The organism is Psychrobacter sanguinis (assembly GCF_020736705.1).
GTDB classification, from domain to species: Bacteria; Pseudomonadota; Gammaproteobacteria; order Pseudomonadales; family Moraxellaceae; genus Psychrobacter; species Psychrobacter sanguinis.
Genome location: NZ_CP085990.1, coordinates 1,029,682 through 1,046,517 on the forward strand (window position 1 = coordinate 1,029,682; position 16,836 = coordinate 1,046,517).

A 16,836-nucleotide genomic window follows, 5' to 3' on the forward strand; every position below is an offset into this window, starting at 1 on the left:
GTCATAAATCATAAAAAATCCGTTATATAACTTTAAGCGACTAAGGAGATACCATGAGTAATAATGAAGCGAATAACGCTGCCCCGAATCAAGAGAACCAAACTCAGAACCCAAATGCTGCTCATGATAATATTGAGCGTTCGGAAACTGTATTGGAACAAACGTTGAATGAGTTTAATCCAGAAGTGAATGGTGACAATGTTATCGGTAACGATATTGATATTACCACTTATGAAGAACGTATCGCTCAGCTTGAAGAAGAAGTAAAAGCAGCCAAAGAAGGTCAAGCTCGTGCCAATGCTGAGGCTTATAATGCTCAAAAACGTATGGAGCAAGAAACAGAAAAAAGCCGTAAGTTTGCGCTACAGAAATTCATCAAAGAGCTTTTAGAAGTGGTAGATAATCTAGAACGTGCCATCGTTAGCGTACAAGCCGATGATGATGCAGATGATGCTATCTTGGAAGGTGTTAAATTAACCCATAAGTCTTTCTTAAATGTTTTAAATAAACAGGGTGTTGAGGTGGTTGATCCACAAAATGACAAGTTTGACCCTGAGTTTCACGAAGCGGTAGGTATCCACCCAGAAGCTGCTGCTGATACAGTGGGTGAAGTATTACAAAAAGGCTATACCTTAAACGGTCGTTTATTGCGTCCTGCTATGGTTAAAGTGGGTCAATAAGCGGTAACCCGTATTGGGCTTAAAATTTAAGCCGAACCTTAGTAAAAGTGGGCCAGATACATAAAAAAAGACAAAAAGTTATCAATTTTGCTTAACTCTGGCTTGAAAAACAGCATTACTAAACCGATATATAGAGACAAGAGCAAGGCTTACTTAATCAAATTCTCAATAATAGAAAGTAAGCCAAATGCTAACATTGAAATAAACACAAACAATAAATGATTTGGAGTTTTATATTATGGCTAAGACAATTGGTATTGATTTAGGTACAACTAACTCTTGTGTGGCAGTAATGGAAGGTGACAAAGTTAAAGTCATCGAAAATGCTGAAGGCACACGTACTACCCCTTCTATCATCGCTTATAAAGACGGCGAAATTCTAGTAGGTCAGTCTGCAAAACGTCAGGCAGTGACTAACCCAAACAACACTTTATATGCTATTAAGCGTCTAATCGGTCGCCGTTTTGATGACAAAGTGGTTCAAAAAGACATCGGTATGGTGCCTTACAAAATCGTTAAAGCAGATAATGGTGATGCGTGGGTTGAAGTTAACGGTAAAAAAATGGCACCACCACAGATTTCTGCTGAAATCTTAACAAAAATGAAAAAGACAGCAGAAGACTACTTAGGTGAGAAAGTAACAGATGCGGTAGTTACCGTACCAGCTTACTTTAACGACTCTCAGCGTCAAGCAACTAAAGATGCGGGTAAAATCGCGGGTCTAAACGTTAAACGTATCATCAACGAACCAACCGCTGCTGCTCTTGCTTACGGTATGGATAAGAAAAAAGGCGATAGCACTGTTGCGGTATATGACTTAGGTGGTGGTACTTTTGACGTATCAATCATTGAAATCGCAGACGTTGATGGCGAACAACAGTTCGAAGTACTATCAACCAACGGTGATACTTTCCTAGGTGGTGAAGACTTTGACTTAGCTTTAATCGACTTCTTAGTTGAAGAGTTCAAAAAAGAACAAGACTTCAACCTAAAAGGCGACCCATTAGCGATGCAGCGTCTAAAAGAAGCCGCTGAAAAAGCTAAAATCGAGTTATCAAGCGCTCAAAGCACTGAAGTAAACTTACCTTACATCACTGCTGATGCCTCTGGTCCTAAGCACTTAGTGGTAACTATTAGCCGCTCTAAACTAGAAGCGTTAACTGAAGAATTGGTAAAACGTACTATCGAACCTTGTAAAGTAGCTCTAGCCGATGCTGGTCTAAAAGCAAGTGAAATAGATGACGTTATCCTAGTAGGTGGTCAGACTCGTATGCCATTGGTTCAGAAAACCGTGGAAGAGTTCTTCGGTCAAGAGCCACGTAAAGATGTGAACCCTGACGAAGCAGTGGCAGTGGGTGCAGCGATTCAAGGTGCGGTACTTTCAGGTGACAAAACTGACGTACTATTACTTGACGTAACACCATTAACACTGGGTATCGAAACGATGGGTGGTGTCATGACTCCAATCATCGAGAAAAACACGATGATCCCAACTAAGAAATCTCAAGTGTTCTCAACAGCAGAAGACAATCAGCCAGCGGTAACCATTCAGGTATACCAAGGTGAGCGTAAAGTTGCTTCACAGAACAAATTGCTAGGTAATTTCAACCTAACGGATATTCCACCAGCACCACGTGGTATCCCACAGATCGAAGTAACCTTTGATATCAACGCTGATGGTATCATGAACATCTCAGCGAAAGACAAAGGTACAGGTAAAGAGCAGAGCATCCAAATTAAAGCGGACTCTGGCTTATCGGATGAAGAAATCGAGCAAATGGTACGTGACGCTGAAGCCAACGCTGCAGAAGATGAGAAGTTCGCAGCCCTTGCGCAAGTGCGTAACGAAGCAGATGGCCGTATCCACGCTATCCAGAAAGCATTGAAAGATGCTGAAGATAAAGTGACTGCAGATGAAAAATCAGCGGTAGAAACTGCAATTAGTGATTTAGAACTAGCGGCTAAAGAAGATGATCATGATGACATCAAAGCTAAGCTTGAAGCATTAGACAACGCATTCTTGCCTGTTAGCCAGAAGATTTACTCAGCAGGCCAAGGTGCTGAAGGTGTAGATCCAACGCAAGCAGCTGATAGTGAACAAGCGGACAATGCTGCAGATGACGATGTGGTTGACGCTGAGTTCACTGAAGTGAATGAAGACGATAAAAAGTAATTAGCTTATAAACCTTAATAGGTTTTATCGTTAGCTAACTAAAAGACCGTGCTATTAATAGCACGGTCTTTTTTTATTTAGCCGTTTTATTCAGCAGATAGCTTAAAACCATATATAGCTTAAAATCATATAGGGTATAAAAAGCTAATAACGTCAGGATGAGATTAATAATAGGATTTATAACTGCTTAATAAGATGGGTACAATCGTCATGGGTTAATTTTGCGTTCATTACTATTCTGATACGAGCGGTATTGATTGGAACGGTAGGAGGTCGAATAGGAAGCGCGTAAAAACCTGCTTTTTGTAAAGCCTGAGCTTTCTTCACAGCACTGGCATTGTCGCCTAATATATAAGGAATGATAGGCGATTGATAATCGTCGCTTGAGTCAGCATCTATGGCGTTAGATACCCGTATTGAAAGCTCGCTAAGGTGGCTGCGTAAATAGTGTAGTGAGGGCATCTCTGCTAACACAAATCTGGTCCAACACTGGGTAATGGGTGGTAGAGCAGTACTAAAAATAAAAGAGCGCATTTGGTTGATTAACCACTGTTTAATCTGCTCATCACAAATTATATAAGCCCCCATAGAAGCAAACGCTTTACCAAAGGTACCCACCACATAGTCTATATCCGCTAAAGTTTGTGTCTCCTCAGCCAGGCCCAGTCCATTACGACCTAATACTCCTACAGCGTGAGCCTCATCGACATACAATTCAATTCGAGAATCAGCGGCTTTAAGAGCCACAAGGGCTTTTAAATCTGCTCGATCGCCATCCATACTAAAAATGCTTTCTGTGACAATAATAATGCGTTCTATGCTGTCATCTGCCTGCTCAATTAAAGAAGCCAAGCGGGTTAAGTCGTTATGGCGATAGCGTTGATAAGTACAGTGTTTGCTGTTCTTACTGCTGATAAGACGTACCCCATCTATCAGGCTGGCGTGAATGAGAGTGTCTGTCAAAATTAAAGTATTCAACGGCAGCTTAGCCAATGCCGGTAAAATACCAATATTGGCATGGTAGCCACTGTTCATTACCAATACTGATTTGGTAGAAGTTACCTTTTGTTGCTCAGATAAGGCAAGTCTATACCAGTTTAATAGCTCTGCTTCTAATAAGGGAAGCTGTTCATGGTTGCCTGTTAATAGACGAGAAGAAGTTGATCCCATCTTCGGTAATAAAGATTCGGGCATCTCTTGTAAATAACTTAAGAACTGCGATTGCAGCTTTGTATCACTGCCTATTCCCAAATAATCGTTACTTGAAATATTAAGTAATGAGCTGTCATTTAAAACAATGCATCGATTTTGATGTTTAATGTTGGGCAGTTGTCGATATTGGTCTTTTGATTTGAGGGTTTCTAATAGTTCAGTGACGCTTGACTGTGTGGGTCCGTTCATAAACACTTGCCCTTGTTAAATTTAATTTTGTTTTAAATAGCTGTTATGCAGAAAATATTACGGAAAATTTTGGGATGAGAGTCAAATTTGGTGGGTAGGGCTATCTGATAATGTATAGCGAATATTTCATTAATCGGTATATGTAACAAATATTTTCATAAATCGGCTTTTGTAACTATACGCATAAAAAACAAGGGTAAAAAATAACTTCTGACCTATTAAACACTGACAGAGTATTAAAGCAACCTTGGTTATTATGGATACATCAACAACAAGCAAGACCTTTTAAGAAAATGGCTTCTTTACTTAACTTAGTAAATATCGTTTTACTTAATTGGATTTAACTTACTCTTGCATCGTTCAAAATTAATTAGGAGATAAAAATGAAAACTTTACAAAAAACTCTACTTGCTCTAGCTGCTGGTTCATTAATGACTGTAGGCGCACAAGCTGCTGTGAACTATGGCAACACTATGACCGCTCAGCCATACATTGGTGCTAAAGTAGGCCAGTATGACCTTGATGGTGCCAAAGATACAGGTACTGCTTATGGTGTTTATGGTGGTGCTAAATTTACTCCAAACTTTGGTCTTGAAGCTGAATACCTAACCACAAGTGATGAAGACTTCAATAATGTAACTGAATATTCAGCAGATACTTATGGTTTATATGCGACTGCTGACTATGCTTTCCCTAACACTGGCGGTTTATATGGTAAAGGTCGTTTAGGTGTGGCTAAAAACGAAGTAGATTTAGAATCTAAATCTAATACGGTTAAAGTGTCTTCAGACTATTCTGACACCGGTGTAGCAGGTGGTTTAGGTCTAGGTTATAACATTGCCCCTAATGCCTCTGTAGAAGCCATGTACAACTGGTATCCAACAGTTGAAATCGGCAACACAGACTATGATGCTTCTGGTGTATCACTAGGTGCTCACTTTAAGTTCTAATTTTAAACAACTTAAAATCTAGCATAACCTCTTTTAGAGATATAGAAAACGATCGCTTCGGCGGTCGTTTTTTTATGGCTTAATGCAAAGCTATTAATTTTATTGCTAGAAGATACTAACCTCTTGTTTCTATTAATAATATTTTATTGCAAAAAGTAACAAGTGACCTATCAAACACCTACATATCAAATGAAATATTTTGTTACTATTAATACATGGATAACAAGCGAGGATATTGAGGGTATTAAAGCTATCAATAAACTATCACCTTACTTGGTATCACCTTTATATAAATAGGAGAACTATAATGAAAATTTTACAAAAAACTCTACTTGCTTTAGCTGCTGGCTCAATGATGACTGTTGGTGCTCAAGCTGCTGTAAACTATGGCATGACTGCACAACCTTATATCGGTGCTAAAATTGGTCAATATGACATAGACGGCGCTAAAGATGAGGCAACTTCATATGGTATCTATGGTGGTGCTAAATTCACACCAAACTTCGGTATTGAAGCTGAATACATGACTACTAGTGATGAAGATTTCACTACCGGTGTTGCAGATAAATCTGAATACAGTGCAGATGTATATGGCTTATATGGTACATATGACTATACTTTCCCAGGTTCACAAATGTATGCCAAAGGTCGTTTAGGTATCGCTAAAAACGAAATAGACCTAAGTTCTAAAAACGTTGCTAAAGTAAACAATGGTAGCTATTCAGATACTGGTATTGCTGGTGGTCTAGGTCTAGGTCTAAACCTTGCTCCTAACGCTGCAGTAGAACTGGCTTATGACTGGTATCCAAAAATTGAAAACGTTGGTAACAAAGGCGACTTGGATGCTTCTGGTATCACTTTAGGTGCTAACTTCAAATTCTAATTTGAGTTAATTACTTAGTTAAATTTTCTAAAATACTGACTGTCTTAAAATGACACGAAAAACGATCGCTTCAGCGGTCGTTTTTTTGCGTTTCGATACTAATATCGGCCAAAGATAAATTCCCACCTTATCTAAAAAAAATTAGTACTTAGGTTTCGAAAATGATGAGTCGCTAAGTGTTTGTTTCCACTAGAAATAAGTTGTTTCAAAAAGTAACAACTTAGTCCTCAAAAGACCACAATATCTTTGAAATATTTTGTTACTATTATGACATGGATAACAAGCAAGGGTATTGAAGATAGTCATATGGACAAACCACACCCTTACTTGTCATCACCTTTATACTTATAGGAGAACGACCATGAAAACTTTACAGAAAACTCTACTTGCTTTAGCTGCTGGTTCAATGATGACTGTTGGTGCTCAAGCTGCGGTTAATTATGCATCACCTGCACAGCCATATATTGGTGCTAAAATCGGTCAATATGACTTAGATGATGCTAAAGACTCAGCAACTTCATACGGTGTTTATGGTGGTGCTAAATTCACGCCAAACTTCGGTCTTGAAGCTGAATACATGACGACTAGCGATGAAGATTTTAACGCTGCTAATGAATATAGTGCAGACGTTTATGGCTTATATGGTACTTACGACTATAACTTCCCAGGCTCACAAATGTATGCTAAAGGTCGTTTAGGTGTGGCTAAGAACAAAGTAGAATATGATTCAAAAGTGACAAATGTAGCAGATTACAGCAAATCTAAAACGTCAATCGCGGGTGGCTTAGGTCTAGGTCTAAACCTTGCTCCTAATGCTGCAGTAGAAGTGGCTTATGACTGGTACCCACAAGTTGAAAACAGAGTAGGTGATGATTTAGACGCGAATGGTATCACTCTAGGTGCTAAATTCAAGTTCTAATTGAACCAAGTCTAAAGCTTTTGCTCTATCTAGTCTCAACAAAAACGATCGCTTCGGCGGTCGTTTTTTTATGCTTAATGGTTTAAAAATATAGCATCACTGATAGCCATTATGATAAGCCTACGTGACAGCGTCAAAAGTGCTAAGATAAATAACGCTAAAAAAATAATTAAGGATGAGATTATGTTTGTATTTGAGCCGTGGCACTGGCTGGTACTTGGAGGGCTACTGATTATTTCAGAGATGTTTTTAACCACCTTTGCGACCTTATGGTTCGGTATCGCAGCAGTGATTATCGCGTTATTGAGCTGGTTATTTCCCTTGTCACAATTTTTTCAAATCACATTGTGGTTAATACTCTCTATAGTGATGGCGGTCGTATGGTTTAAGTACGTGCAGCCTTTATCTGTTGATCGCACTAAAGCTGGACTGGGTGGCAGTGTCATCATAGGCGAGAAAGGAATGATAACCGTGGAACCAACATTCGATAGAGTGGGTACAGTACGTTTTAGTGTTCCTATTGTTGGTGCTACTGAATGGAAATGCCGCACTCGAGGTGAAGTAGTTGAAGTGGGGCAAAGGGTAGTTGTAGTCGATGTTGTTGGTAATGAATTGATCGTGGTACCTGCCCAGACTATGGCTCATATTAATCATCGATAATAGGTAGTCAGTACAGGTCAGTAAAAAATTCAAAAAAATTTGAAAAACAGAAAACTTAAACAAAGCCCTATCAATATGGGAAACTAAATAAGTGTTTAAAAAAAGGGAGTGTATAGATGGGAAGCTTTAGTATAGTCATGCTAGTGATGGTGGCACTGGTGGTATTCACCGTCTTTAAAGGGGTTAGAATTGTACCGCAAGGATACAAGTGGATTGTGCAGCGTTTAGGTAAATACCATCAAACCTTGGAGCCGGGATTAAACCTTATTATCCCTTACGTAGACAATGTGGCTTATAAACTGACCACAAAAGACATCGTGTTAGACATTCCGTCTCAAGAAGTTATTACCCGTGATAACGTGGTGATCATTGCCAACGCTGTCGCTTATATCAGTATCGTTCAGCCTGAAAAAGCAGTATACGGTATTGAAGATTACGAGCATGGTATTCGCAATCTAGTACAAACCTCATTACGCTCTATTATCGGTGAAATGGACTTGGACAGTGCGTTGTCTAGTCGCGACCATATTAAAGCTTTATTAAAAGAGGCCATCTCTGAAGATATCGCTGACTGGGGTATTACCTTGAAGACCGTCGAAATTCAAGATATTAATCCATCAGACACCATGCAGACTGCTATGGAAGAGCAAGCTGCGGCTGAACGCCAGCGCCGTGCGACAGTGACCCGTGCTGATGGTCAAAAGCAAGCCGCTATTTTAGAAGCTGATGGCCGCTTAGAAGCTTCTCGCCGTGATGCTGAAGCTCAAGTCGTCTTAGCTAAGGGCTCAGAAGAGTCGATTCGATTAATTACCCAAGCCATGGGTAAAGAGGAGATGCCAGTAGTTTATCTTCTTGGCGAACAGTACATCAAAGCAATGCGTGAGCTAGCAGAATCCGACAATGCCAAGATGGTGGTATTACCTGCTGATATTTTAAGTACAGTCAAAGGAATGGTAGGCGATAAATTTAAGCAGTAAAATAACTGATCTTAACTTTATTTAATTAGCTCATCTTATTCTAAGATCATGCTACCTCACCTTTATCTGATTTAAAGTCTCTTAGTACGCCTTAGTGATAAGGTCTGTTACTAAGGGGCTATTTTTTTAGCTGTAGTTGCAGGGCATTATAGAAGCTCTAAAAACTATACCTATCTAACATAACAAATAGCGTTAAATAAATGACGTTAAAAACCTATTATTAGAAAAATATCATTAAGAAAATTATTAGGAACACACCATGACCAGCATCCCTACCAACTTTAATAGCCCTTTATCAAATGACTTAAATCCAATTACTCAAGGCACCGCTTTGCCTTATGATATCCTCAATGAGCAATTTCAAAATGCCGCTTATCCCGAGACTAAATTACAGATTCGTGGTGGTGGCTTCGGTTCCGATGCAGCAGCACACCCAACCAATCCCAATCAATTCTATGCGTTAACCGATAGAGGGCCAAACTCAGACTTTAAGGGTAGCTTAGGAGAGGGGAAACAGTTTCTGGTCCCTGATTATAGCCCTAAAATAGGTCTTTTCGAGGTAAAAGCAGATGGCCAAATTCGTAAGATCAAAGAGATTGTCTTAAAGGACAGAAACGGGCAGCCAGTCAGTGGTTTGCCCAACCCCAAAGCCCTAGGTGGAACCAATGAGATTCCTTATGATATCTCAGGGAATCCAATGACGATTGACCCAAGTAAACCCTACGATCCCCAAACCAATCCGGTAAAAACAGATCTTAACGGATTAGACCCTGAGGGCTTAGCGGCACTAGAGGATGGTAGCTTTTGGATCAGTGATGAGTATGGGCCACATCTGGTACATTATGATGCCCAAGGGATAGAGATTGAGCGTATTAATCCTTTTACTCAGGACAGCCGTAACAACGTGATAATTGAAGGTCGTCCTTTATTATTACCGGCCGAATTTGCCAAACGTCGTACCAATCGGGGTATGGAATCTTTGACCATTACCCCAGATCAAAACACTTTGGTCGGCGTTATGGAGTCTTCTATAGACAATCCTGATAAATCAGGTCGACTGTCCACTTTGACCCGTATGGTAATGATTAATCTGAAAAACGGGGTGATTAAACAGTACCTTTGTCGTTTAGACGCCAAGGAACATGTTAATTCTGCCATTGCTGCGTTAAGTGAGCATGAGTTCTATGTCGCAGAACATGACCGCCAGTTTCCTTTACAACAGTCAACAGCCAAGAAACTTATCTATAAATTTGACATCTCGCAAGCCACGGATATTAATAACCTTCAGGCTCTATCAGATAACTCTAACGATGAGCGTATCCATTGTGACAGTGAGTTAGGTCTATTAATTAATGGGCAAACGTTGGAGCAGTGGATCGCACAAGATGAGTGTCACTGGGACACCTTGGTGGAGTTAGGCATTCATCCTGTCCAAAAAACTTTGGCTGTCGATATCCTACAGGCTATTGATTACCCACACGATAAGCTTGAAGGTATTTGGCTACGTCAGGATGGGTCAATTGGTCTATTAAATGATGATGATTTTGCGATGAATGATTCGGACAAAGGGGTAGAGCATAAGTATTTGGATGCCAAAAAAACCATTATAGATGGCAACCGACTATATGTGGTTTATCCCAAGGTATAACAGATAGTATCGAGTTTCACAGAGACTACTAGCTCTGAAGTACATTAAGATTCACTTACATGTTCACGCCTATTTATAACATAGTTCGCATTTTACAACAGGCTGCTTATTGATAGATTAAAGGGGTAGCTAAATTGATAATAATAATATGAATAAATAGGAGACTATCATGTCCGAACACGCTTACACCATAGCGGATTATCTATTTGATCGAGTGGCTGAAGCCGGTGCTACCGAAGTATTTGGCGTGCCAGGCGACTATAACTTATCTTTCTTAGACAATATTATTGCGTCAGATAAGCTACGTTGGGTGGGCAATACCAATGAGCTCAATGCAGGTTATGCCGCTGATGGCTATGCGCGTGAACGTCGTTTTGCGGCTATGGTGACTACTTTTGGCGTGGGTGAATTATCTGCCATTAATGCTACTGCTGGCTCCTTTGCTGAATATGCGCCCGTACTGCATATTGTCGGTGCCCCAGACACTGAGCTGCGAAAGGGCAAACGACGTTTGCATCATAGTTTAGGCGATGGCGAGTTTAATCATTTTATTAAGATGGCAGAGCCTGTCAGTGTGGCAAGAGCCGAAATTACCGCAAAAAATGCCGCCTCTGAAATTGATAGAGTGATCCGTATGGTGTTAAAAAAACAACGCCCTGGATATTTATTGTTATCACCAGATATTGCAAAACTGCCTATTTATCCGCCTACCACAAAACTAAAAGACAGCGAAGAAGATATTACCAGTCAAATGGCATTGGCAGATTTTAAGGAAGAGTTGGCTGCTTTTATCCAAGGTAAAGCCACAACGCTAATTGCAGATCTGATGGTACATCGTCTCGGACTGCAGTCTCAATTAAAAGCTTTAATATCAGACACTAAAATCCCTTATGCTACTTTGTCTTGGGGCAAATCATTGATAGATGAAAATGGTGAGCGTTGGGCGGGGGTCTATGTGGGTGAAGCCTCTCAGCCTGTGGTAAAAGATGCAGTAGAAAATGCTGAATGTTTAATTAAGCTTGGGGTAAATTATACCGACACCACCACGGCCGGCTTTACTCAAAATATTGAACGCTCACGAGTGGTAGATATTCATCAAGAGCGTGCAACAGTGGGCGATAAGTTTTTTGCGCCTATTGCTATGAAGGATGCGCTTCAAGCATTGCATGAAGTACTGACCTCTGGTATTGAAATCAAGCCAAAACCGCTCATAGACAAAGTAGGTAAGCATCAGCAGCAAGGTGGAGATGATGAACCCCTACTACAAAAAGATTTATGGCATATTATTGCCGGTAGTCTGGATGACAGTAATATTGTATTTGCTGATCAAGGGACCTCATATTTTGGTATGAGTGAAGTTAGGTTACCAGAAGGGGTTACCTTTTATGGTCAACCTTTATGGGGATCTATTGGCTATACTTTACCCGCTAGTTTAGGCGCAGGCCTAGCGTCTCCTAACAAACGTAGTGTGTTGTTGATTGGCGATGGTTCGGCTTTATTGACCATTCAAGATTTGGCAGTAATGCTGCGTGAAAAGCTCAATCCGGTGATTTTGCTAATCAATAACTCAGGCTATACCGTAGAACGCGCTATTCATGGGGAAAAGCAGCCTTACAATGACATTCCTATGTGTGATTGGCAACTGATGCCAAAAGCTTTTGGGGCTAACGAAGGCAATTGTGTGACTCTTAAAGTCAATACGCCTGTTGAGCTTAAGTCAGCTTTAGAACAAGCGAAAAATACGCCAGATAAAATGGTATTTATCGAAGTGGTCACAGAGGTTATGGACATACCGTCGCTATTGAAACAAGTGGCTGCCGCTTTGCAATAAGCAAATAAATCGATTTGTGTTAGATCCATAAAAAAGCCGACCAAATTAGGTCGGCTTTTTTTGATTCTGCTTCTGTGTCTAAGCTGAACTGAGTACTTAAGCTCAAATTAGTGCTAAATTTTACGACGCTAAATGACTTTAGAAAAACGTCCTTTTTCTTTACTGGCCAAATAAGTATCAAACACCATGGCGACGTTGCGGGCAAGCAAACGACCTTTGGGTAGGATACGAATACCAGCGGCATCCATATCAATCAGTTTGTCTTGCTGCATCTCACCGAGCTGTTGGATTTCATCAATAAAGTAAGTGATGGCATCAATACTAAACTTCTGATTTAAATCCTTAAAGTCGATGTAATCATGGCACAGTAAGTTCATGATGATATAGCCACGCAATCGATCTTGGATGGTGGTTTTAATGTGTTTCACCGCAGGCAGTTTGCCAAGATCTACCATTGTTTCGTATTCTTTAAGATCGGTATGATTTTGCAGGATATGAGTCGATGAGTTGCCTTTATTGGCATACAGGGTGCTATTAATCTGACTGATCGACGACACGCCGAAGCCCAATAAATCGCAATCACCGAGGATGGTGTAGCCTTGGAAGTTGCGGTGTAATATCCCTTCACGCTGAGCCACCGCCATACTGTCTTCAGGTTTAGCGAAGTGGTCAATACCAATGTATTGGTATCCTGCTTCATTGAGCGCCGCTATGGTATTACTGAACATTTCTAGCTTTTCGGCCGGTGTCGGCAAGTCTTCTTCTTTAATTTGACGCTGCGATTTAAAACGACTGGGTAAGTGTGCATAGTTAAATATGGACAGTCTATCTGGAGAAATATCAATGATACGCTCAACGGTCTTGGCAAAGGTCTGCGGAGTTTGATGTGGCAGGCCATAAATTAAATCAATATTGGTCGATTTAAAGCCGAGTCGGCGCGTCTCTTCCATCACACTTTGAATCAATTCTTCAGATTGAACTCGGTTAACCGCAATTTGAACGTTGTGATCTAAGTCTTGCACCCCAAAGCTGACTCGATTAAAGCCTAGGTTACGTAGAACCTCTAGAGTAGTGTCTCGAATCTCTCTTGGGTCAATTTCAATCGAATAATCCCCCACTTCAGGATGCTCGTCAGTGGTCTTGTCTTGTGAAGTGGGCGCAAACTCAAATTGGGTTTGCAAGAATTCCCAAAGTTCAGTAAGTTCTTCATCGCTAAAAAACGTTGGCGTGCCACCGCCTAGATGTAATTGTTTGACGTAAGGTTTACCACCAGAGGCAGGGCGCTCCAATAGCGCTCTTTTTTGTTTCACTTCTCTTTTTAGGTACTCTAGATAGTCGCCGGCATCACTGTTCTTTTTAGTGATGATTTTATTACAGCCACAGTAGTAGCAAAGGTGTCGACAAAAAGGAATATGGAAGTAAAGCGATAGTGGCGTATTGGGGTCGCGACGGGTCAATATATCGAGTTCCGTACAGCTTTCAATAGGTTTGAATTCTAGCGCTGTGGGATAAGAGGTGTAACGTGGTCCTGAGCGATTGTATTTATGAACCAATGCCTCGTCATACACTAATTGCGGCATATCAGAGTTTGCTGCCTCAAACTGTCTTTTAGCATAAGGGTTGGGAGGACTAAAATCTGGACGCTCAGTAGTAGGGGGAAGGTTGGCTTGGTCTGTAAAGATGGCAGAGTTAGTCATGACATTGGCCTTATCGGAGAGCCGAATAATTAAAGCAATGGAATAGAAAGAGTGTACTAAAATCAATTATAACAAATTATGGCAAGGTATCCTGAAACGGCAGGGTATGCCATACCTCTTAAGGACAGTTGTTGTAACATTTCAACGATTAAGTGCAGACTTTTTATTTCATAAGCGGCTTTTCATTTCTTAAAAGATTCTTATTTCATAACCGGCTTTCTGATACCACCCCAAGTGACTAAAATTACCCCCAGTGCAATCAATGTGGCGCCCAATGCCAATCCTTCAGGCGGTAATTCTCCTTGCAAAAATATAGCAATAGGCACGGCAAACAGGGCAGCTATCGACCCCAATAAGCTTAGCAATACGGGCCCTCCTGCCTTTTGGAGCATAAATAAGATCTGAAACTGAGCGGCGAAAATACACGCTTGCAATCCAATTATGGCCAATGACCTCATTAACGCCATTGGGTCTTGATTAGGCAGTGACAATGAAAAATTGGGTAATAAACTCACCATGCCTAGCTGTATGGCGGCAGCCACAAGCATACCTGGCGCCAAAGCACTGGGGGAAGCATTCGTAGGCCAACGTAAGGTACGATATAGGTTGCCTATTGCCAACAAGACAGGACCACAAAGGGCAATCAATATCCAAAAAGTACTGGCATTGGGGGCGCTCAATTTATTCGCTGCCAATACGCCTGCACCACTTAATGCCGACACAACGCCCAAAGCACGTAAGGGGTCAAAGCGCTCCATCTTTAGTAGTAGCGCACCCAGATAAGTTAATAAAGGCGGGAGAGTAATGGTCAGCGCCACAAAACTGGCACCTACTTTAGGAATGGCAGAAAAAAATATCAAGTTTGAGCCTGCCACACTTACCAAAGCTGCTATTAGATAATATTCAATACTACGCTTGGTAATCGGTGGCGGCTGACGGCGAATGACCGCCATTGCGAGTAACAATAAGGCGGCACCAGTAATTGACCAAAATACAAAAGCCAAAGGAGTCAGTCCCACCGTACCGGCATACTTACCCACATTGGTAGAAACTCCTAACAAGGCGCCGCCCGCAATGAGACAAGTTAGCGCAACCACTAAGTCCTTATTCACTTATGATTTCCTTTCATATTACGCCTTATCGTTTACCGTCTGAATAGTTAATGTCGTCACTTAATAATACTGAATTCTAGCACTATCCTCAGACTCACTTTGTAAACATGACCTTATAGGATGTCTATTCATGATCTAGAGCTTATTAGCTTTGTCTCGCTAGCTGTTTCTCATTGCCTACATTAAGTCTAAGTTCTTTTTAGCGTTTTTGACTATAAGCTGTGATTTAGCCTTTATTTAAATCGTCCTTAACTTTGCTAACTGTTAATAAATAATTTATTTTTAATAAAATTATTCTAATAACTGAAATTTATTATAAGGTCCTTAATGTCTTTTGCTCAAGTTCATACCCGCTCAGTCGTCGGATTGCATGCTCCTAAAGTGATGGTGGAAGTGCATTTATCTCAAGGATTACCGGCTTTAACCATCGTAGGGCTACCTGAGGCGGCGGTTAGAGAGAGCAAAGATCGAGTTCGTTCGGCATTAATCAATTCAAACTTTCAATTTCCCAATCGCCGATTGACTATTAATTTGGCACCAGCAGATTTGCCAAAAGAAGGGGCGCGTCTAGATTTACCTATTGCGATGGGTATTCTGGCAGCCAGTGGTCAGATACAGCCTGAATGGCTACAGCCCTATGAGTTTATTGGTGAGCTAGCCCTAAATGGCGAGCTGCGCGCTATCGCGGGTGGACTAGCTGTAGCAAGAGCCATAAAAACCGACGGTAATGTAGGGGCAAAAGACAATGAGCACGATAAACCTCTAATGATTCGCAAGCTGATGGTGCCGGCGGGTAATGGCTATGAATCAAGCCGAGTAGGAGGTATAGAAGTTTATGGGGCACGAAATCTTATTGAGGTTTGTGATCATCTACAAGCTGAAAATATTCAAGCTAACGATAACAACCCATCAGATTTGACACATTCTCAATCAGGATTATTGAAAGCGGTAGTGTCAAAGGCACCAAAAGTTAACGCCAGTTATAAAGTAGACTTAGCCGATGTCAAAGGTCAGCACCATGCCAGACGTGTGTTAGAAATAGCGGCGGCTGGCGGGCATTCGCTCCTGTTCACGGGTCCGCCTGGGTCTGGCAAGACCTTAATGGCAGCCCGATTGCCAACTATATTGCCTGACTTAAATGATGAAGAAGCTTTAGAGGTGGCCAGTACGTATTCGGTTGCAGATACTGAATATCAATATGGCACACGGCCTTTCAGAGAAATTCACCATACCATTTCAGCCGTAGCATTGGTGGGCGGCGGCTCGCGTCCCAAACCTGGTGAGATTACACTCGCCAATAAAGGCGTCTTGTTTTTAGATGAAATGCCGGAGTTTGATCGCAAAGTACTAGAGGTGCTACGTCAGCCGCTAGAGTCCAAGCAAATTACCATCAGCCGTGCCAATCAACAGGCTACTTTCCCGGCTAACTTTCAATTGATTGCAGCGATGAACCCTTGTCCGTGTGGTTATCATGGTGACCCTTCTAATCGTTGCCATTGTCGACCTGAACAAATTCAGCGTTATCAGGATAAGATTTCTGGTCCCTTACTGGATAGAATAGACTTGCAGGTCAGTGTTCCCGCTTTACCGATTAGTGACCTTCAAAATAGCCAGCCAGGTGAGCGCTCGCAGACGGTTCGAACACGGGTAACTCTTGCTTATAAACGTCAACAGGAGCGGCAAAACAAACCCAATTGTGAGTTAACCCCAAGCGAAATGGACGAGCATATTACTCTAGGTGATAGTGAAAAACAGCTGTTAGCGATGGCACAAAGCAAACTGAATTTATCAGCCCGTGGCTACCACCGATTATTGCGAGTGGCACGAACCATAGCAGATCTGGCAAACAGTGCCGATATAAAAACGCCCCATTTAACTGAGGCGCTTAGCTATCGGGGTGGCTAG

At 41.3% G+C, this 16,836-nt stretch carries 13 protein-coding genes; 10 read left to right on the forward strand and 3 right to left on the reverse strand.

What is annotated here, in order from left to right; genetic code table 11:
- The first annotated feature begins 53 nt into the window (after window positions 1–53).
- Together grpE and dnaK are read left to right on the forward strand one after the other, a co-directional pair.
- Entirely contained in the window at window positions 54–680 is a 627-nt protein-coding gene (gene grpE, locus LK453_RS04335; protein WP_007394774.1) for a nucleotide exchange factor GrpE, read from the forward strand.
- Between the two features lie 238 nt (window positions 681–918).
- On the forward strand, window positions 919–2,853 hold the full coding sequence (dnaK, locus tag LK453_RS04340) for a molecular chaperone DnaK (protein ID WP_007394775.1): 1,935 nt from the start codon (window positions 919–921) through the stop codon (window positions 2,851–2,853).
- Window positions 2,854–3,030: 177 nt separating this feature from the next.
- On the opposite strand, the gene LK453_RS04345 is transcribed toward dnaK, so the two are convergent.
- The gene (locus LK453_RS04345; RefSeq protein ID WP_201537351.1) at window positions 3,031–4,254 is read right to left on the reverse strand and encodes an 8-amino-7-oxononanoate synthase; all 1,224 of its coding nucleotides are present in this window, start codon (window positions 4,252–4,254) and stop codon (window positions 3,031–3,033) included.
- Window positions 4,255–4,637: 383 nt separating this feature from the next.
- Here LK453_RS04345 and LK453_RS04350 point away from each other — a divergent pair, with 383 nt between their 5' ends.
- The 7 genes from LK453_RS04350 to LK453_RS04380 all read left to right on the forward strand — a co-directional run bounded on the left by LK453_RS04350 (window position 4,638) and on the right by LK453_RS04380 (window position 12,122).
- Window positions 4,638–5,204, forward strand: a complete 567-nt coding sequence (locus LK453_RS04350) for a porin family protein (protein ID WP_007394778.1) — start codon at window positions 4,638–4,640, stop codon at window positions 5,202–5,204.
- A 307-nt stretch (window positions 5,205–5,511) separates the two neighbouring features.
- Window positions 5,512–6,087: a porin family protein gene (locus LK453_RS04355; RefSeq protein ID WP_007394779.1), complete on the forward strand. Its 576-nt coding sequence runs from the start codon at window positions 5,512–5,514 to the stop codon at window positions 6,085–6,087.
- 361 nt (window positions 6,088–6,448) lie between these two features.
- Window positions 6,449–7,006 (forward strand): porin family protein, encoded by a 558-nt coding sequence (locus tag LK453_RS04360; RefSeq protein ID WP_007394780.1) that lies wholly within the window; start codon window positions 6,449–6,451, stop codon window positions 7,004–7,006.
- Between the two features lie 183 nt (window positions 7,007–7,189).
- A complete protein-coding gene (locus LK453_RS04365; protein ID WP_044298290.1) occupies window positions 7,190–7,666 on the forward strand; it encodes an NfeD family protein in 477 nt (158 codons plus the stop codon).
- A 116-nt stretch (window positions 7,667–7,782) separates the two neighbouring features.
- Window positions 7,783–8,643: an SPFH domain-containing protein gene (locus tag LK453_RS04370; protein WP_007394795.1), complete on the forward strand. Its 861-nt coding sequence runs from the start codon at window positions 7,783–7,785 to the stop codon at window positions 8,641–8,643.
- 259 nt (window positions 8,644–8,902) lie between these two features.
- A complete protein-coding gene (locus tag LK453_RS04375) occupies window positions 8,903–10,291 on the forward strand; it encodes an esterase-like activity of phytase family protein (RefSeq protein WP_007394796.1) in 1,389 nt (462 codons plus the stop codon).
- Window positions 10,292–10,460: 169 nt separating this feature from the next.
- Complete coding sequence (locus LK453_RS04380) at window positions 10,461–12,122, forward strand: alpha-keto acid decarboxylase family protein (RefSeq protein WP_007394797.1); 1,662 nt, start codon at window positions 10,461–10,463, stop codon at window positions 12,120–12,122.
- 128 nt (window positions 12,123–12,250) lie between these two features.
- On the opposite strand, the gene hemN is transcribed toward LK453_RS04380, so the two are convergent.
- Both hemN and LK453_RS04390 read right to left on the reverse strand, forming a co-directional pair.
- Window positions 12,251–13,819, reverse strand: coding sequence for an oxygen-independent coproporphyrinogen III oxidase (gene hemN / locus LK453_RS04385; RefSeq protein WP_201537346.1), 1,569 nt, complete (start codon window positions 13,817–13,819; stop codon window positions 12,251–12,253).
- Between the two features lie 200 nt (window positions 13,820–14,019).
- Entirely contained in the window at window positions 14,020–14,931 is a 912-nt protein-coding gene (locus LK453_RS04390) for a DMT family transporter (RefSeq protein ID WP_007394799.1), read from the reverse strand.
- A gap of 327 nt (window positions 14,932–15,258) precedes the next feature.
- Here LK453_RS04390 and LK453_RS04395 point away from each other — a divergent pair, with 327 nt between their 5' ends.
- Window positions 15,259–16,836 carry a YifB family Mg chelatase-like AAA ATPase gene (locus tag LK453_RS04395; protein ID WP_201541524.1) on the forward strand — a complete coding sequence of 526 codons (1,578 nt, stop codon included), beginning with the start codon at window positions 15,259–15,261 and terminating at the stop codon, window positions 16,834–16,836.

Bases quoted from the DNA above. Each gene is read 5' to 3' on its own strand.
- grpE (WP_007394774.1), top strand. From the start codon at position 54: ATGAGTAATAATGAAGCGAATAACGCTGCCCCGAATCAAGAGAACCAA.
- dnaK (WP_007394775.1), top strand. From the start codon at position 919: ATGGCTAAGACAATTGGTATTGATTTAGGTACAACTAACTCTTGTGTG.
- LK453_RS04345 (WP_201537351.1), bottom strand. From the start codon at position 4,254: ATGAACGGACCCACACAGTCAAGCGTCACTGAACTATTAGAAACCCTC.
- LK453_RS04350 (WP_007394778.1), top strand. From the start codon at position 4,638: ATGAAAACTTTACAAAAAACTCTACTTGCTCTAGCTGCTGGTTCATTA.
- LK453_RS04355 (WP_007394779.1), top strand. From the start codon at position 5,512: ATGAAAATTTTACAAAAAACTCTACTTGCTTTAGCTGCTGGCTCAATG.
- LK453_RS04360 (WP_007394780.1), top strand. From the start codon at position 6,449: ATGAAAACTTTACAGAAAACTCTACTTGCTTTAGCTGCTGGTTCAATG.
- LK453_RS04365 (WP_044298290.1), top strand. From the start codon at position 7,190: ATGTTTGTATTTGAGCCGTGGCACTGGCTGGTACTTGGAGGGCTACTG.
- LK453_RS04370 (WP_007394795.1), top strand. From the start codon at position 7,783: ATGGGAAGCTTTAGTATAGTCATGCTAGTGATGGTGGCACTGGTGGTA.
- LK453_RS04375 (WP_007394796.1), top strand. From the start codon at position 8,903: ATGACCAGCATCCCTACCAACTTTAATAGCCCTTTATCAAATGACTTA.
- LK453_RS04380 (WP_007394797.1), top strand. From the start codon at position 10,461: ATGTCCGAACACGCTTACACCATAGCGGATTATCTATTTGATCGAGTG.
- hemN (WP_201537346.1), bottom strand. From the start codon at position 13,819: ATGACTAACTCTGCCATCTTTACAGACCAAGCCAACCTTCCCCCTACT.
- LK453_RS04395 (WP_201541524.1), top strand. From the start codon at position 15,259: ATGTCTTTTGCTCAAGTTCATACCCGCTCAGTCGTCGGATTGCATGCT.